Source organism: Mesorhizobium sp. M7A.F.Ca.CA.004.04.2.1 (genome assembly GCF_004022825.1).
GTDB lineage: Bacteria > Pseudomonadota > Alphaproteobacteria > Rhizobiales > Rhizobiaceae > Mesorhizobium.
On record NZ_RZPH01000498.1, the window covers coordinates 1 to 4,256 of the forward strand.

At 65.2% G+C, this 4,256-nt stretch carries 4 protein-coding genes and 1 pseudogene; 1 reads left to right on the forward strand and 4 read right to left on the reverse strand.

What is annotated here, in order from left to right:
• Nucleotides 1–811, reverse strand: an 811-nt coding sequence (locus tag EN893_RS20980) for a cache domain-containing protein (protein WP_348632493.1), incomplete at its 3' end; no start/stop codon positions are given.
• A gap of 167 nt (nucleotides 812–978) precedes the next feature.
• Here EN893_RS20980 and EN893_RS20985 point away from each other — a divergent pair.
• Nucleotides 979–2,307, forward strand: coding sequence for a dicarboxylate/amino acid:cation symporter (locus EN893_RS20985; protein WP_127270823.1), 1,329 nt, complete (start codon nucleotides 979–981; stop codon nucleotides 2,305–2,307).
• Nucleotides 2,308–2,376: 69 nt separating this feature from the next.
• Here EN893_RS20985 and EN893_RS20990 read toward each other — a convergent pair whose 3' ends face one another.
• The 3 genes and pseudogenes from EN893_RS20990 to EN893_RS39390 all read right to left on the reverse strand — a co-directional run.
• Nucleotides 2,377–3,405 carry an ROK family protein gene (locus EN893_RS20990; RefSeq protein WP_127270821.1) on the reverse strand — a complete coding sequence of 343 codons (1,029 nt, stop codon included), beginning with the start codon at nucleotides 3,403–3,405 and terminating at the stop codon, nucleotides 2,377–2,379.
• The gene (locus tag EN893_RS20995) at nucleotides 3,402–4,124 is read right to left on the reverse strand and encodes a ribulose-phosphate 3-epimerase (protein ID WP_127272187.1); all 723 of its coding nucleotides are present in this window, start codon (nucleotides 4,122–4,124) and stop codon (nucleotides 3,402–3,404) included. Before EN893_RS20995 ends, EN893_RS20990 begins: the two co-directional genes overlap by 4 nt.
• Nucleotides 4,121–4,256: pseudogene (locus EN893_RS39390) on the reverse strand (alpha/beta hydrolase); the annotation flags it as partial. The pseudogene EN893_RS39390 and the gene EN893_RS20995, both read right to left, overlap by 4 nt.

Genomic DNA, 4,256 nt, shown 5'->3' on the forward strand with positions numbered 1-4,256 from the left:
GTGGCGCCAGCGCACGGAACCGCCAGTCGGGCTGGCTGGTAGCCAGCACCACGCCGCGTTCATCAGTGATGAACACAAGGAAACCGCTGGAACGCCAATTGGCTTCGACGCCGTCGAGTTCGACCTTCAGCACCGCAACGCCAAGCGGCTTGCCGCCATCGTCGACGCGGCTGGCAAGGTACAGCCCCGGTCTGCCGCTGATTGTGCCGAGGCCATATTGGCTGGCAGCACCCTTGCTCATCGCTTCCTGGAAATAGTGCCGAAAATTGTAATCGATGCCGACAAAGCTCGCCGGTTCGTCGGCATTGCTGGCTGATATGGCGATGCCTGCCGTATCGATGATGTAGATGGCGGATGCCGAGGCATCGCCGGCAATCGACTTGAGCTTGTCGTTGAGGGCCTTTTCTTTCATTTTTCCGGCCCGGCGCAGAGCGCCGCGCACCGCATCGTCTCTGGCCAACACCAGTGGAACCAGGCGCTGCTTTTCGATTTCGCCGGTCAGGGTTCCCGCCGCCAGCGGCAGTGCGGCGAGTGCCGTCTCGCGCAGATTATCGGCCGCCTGGCCGGAGGCGATGCGCCCGGCAATGGCAATCACGCCGGCCAGAAAGGCAAGAGCGACGACCACGGCAACCCAGCGGCCATCGCGCAGCCGCGCCACGGCCTCGCGCAGCAATCCACGGCCGGCAAATCCGGGGGATCCGCTATCGGTGCCTGCTTGCGGCGTCTGCCCTCTCCCCTTTGCTCGCGGCCTTTCGGCCAGTGTAATGCGAAAATCCGCCCAGGCAAACACTGCCTGTGCGGAAATCCGCACAGGCTTTGGCCGCATGACGTCAGACAAAGGCGGAAATCCCGTGGTTCCGGCCTTTCCGCGAACTGGCACAGCGCTTGCAAAACTCCCTGGCAGCGGCGTGCGACCGGAGCGCCGCGATGGGAGAAGTCACGCAGGGCGCTCCGCCCCATCCGGCCAGGGAGAGTTCGATGCACATCGCAGACCATTCAGGCGCGTCTTCCGCGCAGCGCAAGCCTTTCTATGCCCAACTCTACGTGCAGGTGCTCGTCGCGATCACCGTCGGCATCCTGCTCGGCCATTTCTATCCGTCGGTCGGCGAGAGCATGAAGCCGCTCGGCGACGCCTTCATCAAGCTGGTCAAGATGATCATCGCCCCCGTCATTTTCCTGACCGTGACTACGGGCATTGCCGGCATGAGCGACCTGCAGAAGGTCGGGCGTGTCGCCGGCAAGGCGATGCTCTATTTTCTCACCTTTTCGACGCTGGCTCTGATCATCGGCCTTGTCGTCGCCAATGTCGTGCAGCCGGGCGCCGGCTTCAACATCGACCCGGCGACGCTCGACGCCTCGACCATCAGCAATTACGCCGCCAAGGCGCACGACCAGTCGGTCACCGGGTTCCTGATGAACATCATCCCGTCGACCATCGTCGGCGCCTTCGCCGACGGCGACATCCTGCAGGTGCTGTTCTTCTCGGTGCTGTTCGGCATCGCGCTGGCGTTGGTCGGCGACAAGGGCACGCCCGTGCTCAATTTCCTGCAGGCGCTGACGACACCGATCTTCAAGCTGGTCAGCGTGCTGATGAAGGCGGCCCCCATTGGTGCCTTCGGCGCGATGGCCTTCACCATCGGCAAATACGGCATCGGCGCGGTGATCAATCTCGCTATGCTGGTCGGCACCTTCTACGTGACGTCGTTCCTGTTCGTGTTCGTCGTGCTTGGCGCGGTCTGCCGCTACAACGGGTTCTCCATCCTGTCGCTGATCCGCTATATCAAGGAAGAGCTGCTTTTGGTGCTGGGCACCTCCTCATCGGAAGCCGCCCTGCCCTCGCTGATGGAAAAGATGGAGAAGGCCGGCGCCAAGCGCTCGGTCGTCGGCCTGGTCATCCCAACCGGCTATTCCTTCAACCTCGACGGCACCAACATCTACATGACGCTGGCGGCGCTGTTCATCGCACAGGCGACCAACATCCACCTGTCTATGGGTGACCAGATCCTGCTGCTGCTGGTGGCCATGCTTTCCTCCAAGGGTGCCGCCGGCATCACCGGGGCCGGCTTCATCACCCTTGCCGCGACGCTGTCGGTGGTTCCGGCGGTGCCGGTCGCCGGCATGGCGCTGATCCTCGGCGTCGACCGCTTCATGTCGGAGTGCCGGGCGTTGACCAACTTCGTCGGCAATGCTGTCGCCACGCTGGTGGTGGCTCGCTGGGAAGGCGAACTCGACAAGGCCAAGCTGGCCAGAGCGCTGGCGGGCACGGCCGACGATAGCCTGCCGGCGGACGTTGTTCCCGCCGAGTAATGACGCGCGGTCAATGCGTAAAAGGCCGGAGGCGTGCTGCCTCTGGCCTTTGTCATGCAGGTCGCAACGTCAGACCGTGCCGGTCTTGCTCAGCGGCGTGTCCGGAAACGTGCTTGGGCCGACAGGCATGCGGGCTGCCAAAGTGCCCCCGTCGTCGAACAGCACAAGGCTGGCGGCGCCGACGAGCCCGGCATGGCGGCCAAGCTGGGCCTGAACGACCGGCACGTCGCGATAGGCGCGCATGGCCCGTTGCCTGATGGTCGCCTCGATGGTCGGCAGCATCAGATCGAGCCCATTGGCGATGCCACCGCCGACGACCAGCACATCGGGCGAATAGAGATGCAGGAGATTGGTGAAGCCAACGCCCAGCCAGCGCGCTTCCTCCTCCAGCAAGGCCGAGGCAAGAGCGTCCTGCAGCCGTGCCGCCTCGACGACATGGCGGCCGGTCACCTCCGCGTCCGCTGACAAGCGTCGCAAGGTAGAGCCGTCTCCGGCTGCCGTGGCGGCGCTGGCGCGGCGGCCAAGTGCCGTTCCCGACGCGATGGCCTCGAAGCAGCCAACGACACCGCATACGCAGCGCTCGCCTTCATTGGTGATGGTCATGTGACCGATCTCGGCTGCAAGGCCACGGCGGCCATGCAGGATGCGCCCGTCGACGACGACACCGCCGCCGATGCCGGTCGAAACCGTGACAAAGACCAGCGAGCGAGCGCCATGACCGGCGCCGAAGCGCCATTCGCCGAGCGCCGCGGCATTGGCGTCGTTCTCCAGCCGCACCGGCAGGCCGAGCCGCCGTTCCAGGATGTCGGCAAGCGGCACGTCCAGCCAGCCGGCGAGCGTCGGCGGGCCGACGGCGATGCCGGCCAGCGGATCGAGCGGCCCCGGTGCACCGACGCCGACGCCGACGACCGAAAGGGCCGGGGCCTCGGCATGGACTGTCGCCGCCAACGCCTCGATCTGGCCGATCACCACATCGGGACCGGCCAGCGCCTGCGTCGGCACCGCCGCGAATGCCAGGATCTTGCCGTCGCGGTCGACCAAGGCGGCGCGAAGCTCCGTCCCGCCAAGATCGATCGCAAGGGCGGCTTCTGATGTCATGCCGCGACCTTCAAGCCGTGCAGCCAGCCGATGCGGCCGGCGAGATCCTTGTCACCGAAGGCGAGCGAACCGAGAACCACGGTTTCGGCCCCGGCGGCACGCAGCAACGGCACGGTCTCGTGGCGGATGCCGCCATCGGCCGCCAGAACCACTTGCGCCTCGCGGCCGGCCTCTCTCAGGATGGCGCGGGCAGCGCCCAGCCTGTCGCAGGCCTTGTCCGACAGGCTCTGTCCCTTGACGCCGATTGCGGTTCCAAGAAGCGTCACGAAGGCGACTTCCGGGACGAAGGCCGTCACCGCTTCCACAGGCGTCTCCAGCCTGAGTACGACGCCGGCCTCGGCGCCGAGCTCCCGCGCCAGCCGCACGGCGCGCAATCCGGCTTCGCCATTCTCGGCATGGACGCTGATCATGTCGGCGCCGGCTTCGATGAACTGGCGCGTCTGCGCCTCGACGATTGCTTCATCGACCATCAGGTGGACATGGATGGGTTTCGCCGTCAGCCCTGCGATGCGGGCGACGAGATCGGGGAAGAACAGGAAGGACGGTGCGAAATGACCGTCCGCCACATCGATATGATGAAGATCGACATAGGGCTCGATGCGCTTCAAGTCGTTTTCGAAATTGGCGAGATTGGCCGACCAGAGCGAGAATTCGGCGATCATCCGGTCGCGCGGCAATGCGGCGATGGCGGCCGGGCCTGAGAGAGGTTTCGAGGTCATGACTGGTCCTGGTTGTTGAAATTCATGTCGAGAAAGTCCGCGATGGCGGCGCGAATTTCGGCGAAATGGCACTCCTTGTCGGTGGCCTTCGGCATCACCTCGGCAAAGGTCGCATTGGGGATGGCGTCGGCG

Bases quoted from the DNA above. Each gene is read 5' to 3' on its own strand.
- EN893_RS20995 (WP_127272187.1), bottom strand. From the start codon at position 4,124: ATGACCTCGAAACCTCTCTCAGGCCCGGCCGCCATCGCCGCATTGCCG.
- EN893_RS20985 (WP_127270823.1), top strand. From the start codon at position 979: ATGCACATCGCAGACCATTCAGGCGCGTCTTCCGCGCAGCGCAAGCCT.
- EN893_RS20990 (WP_127270821.1), bottom strand. From the start codon at position 3,405: ATGACATCAGAAGCCGCCCTTGCGATCGATCTTGGCGGGACGGAGCTT.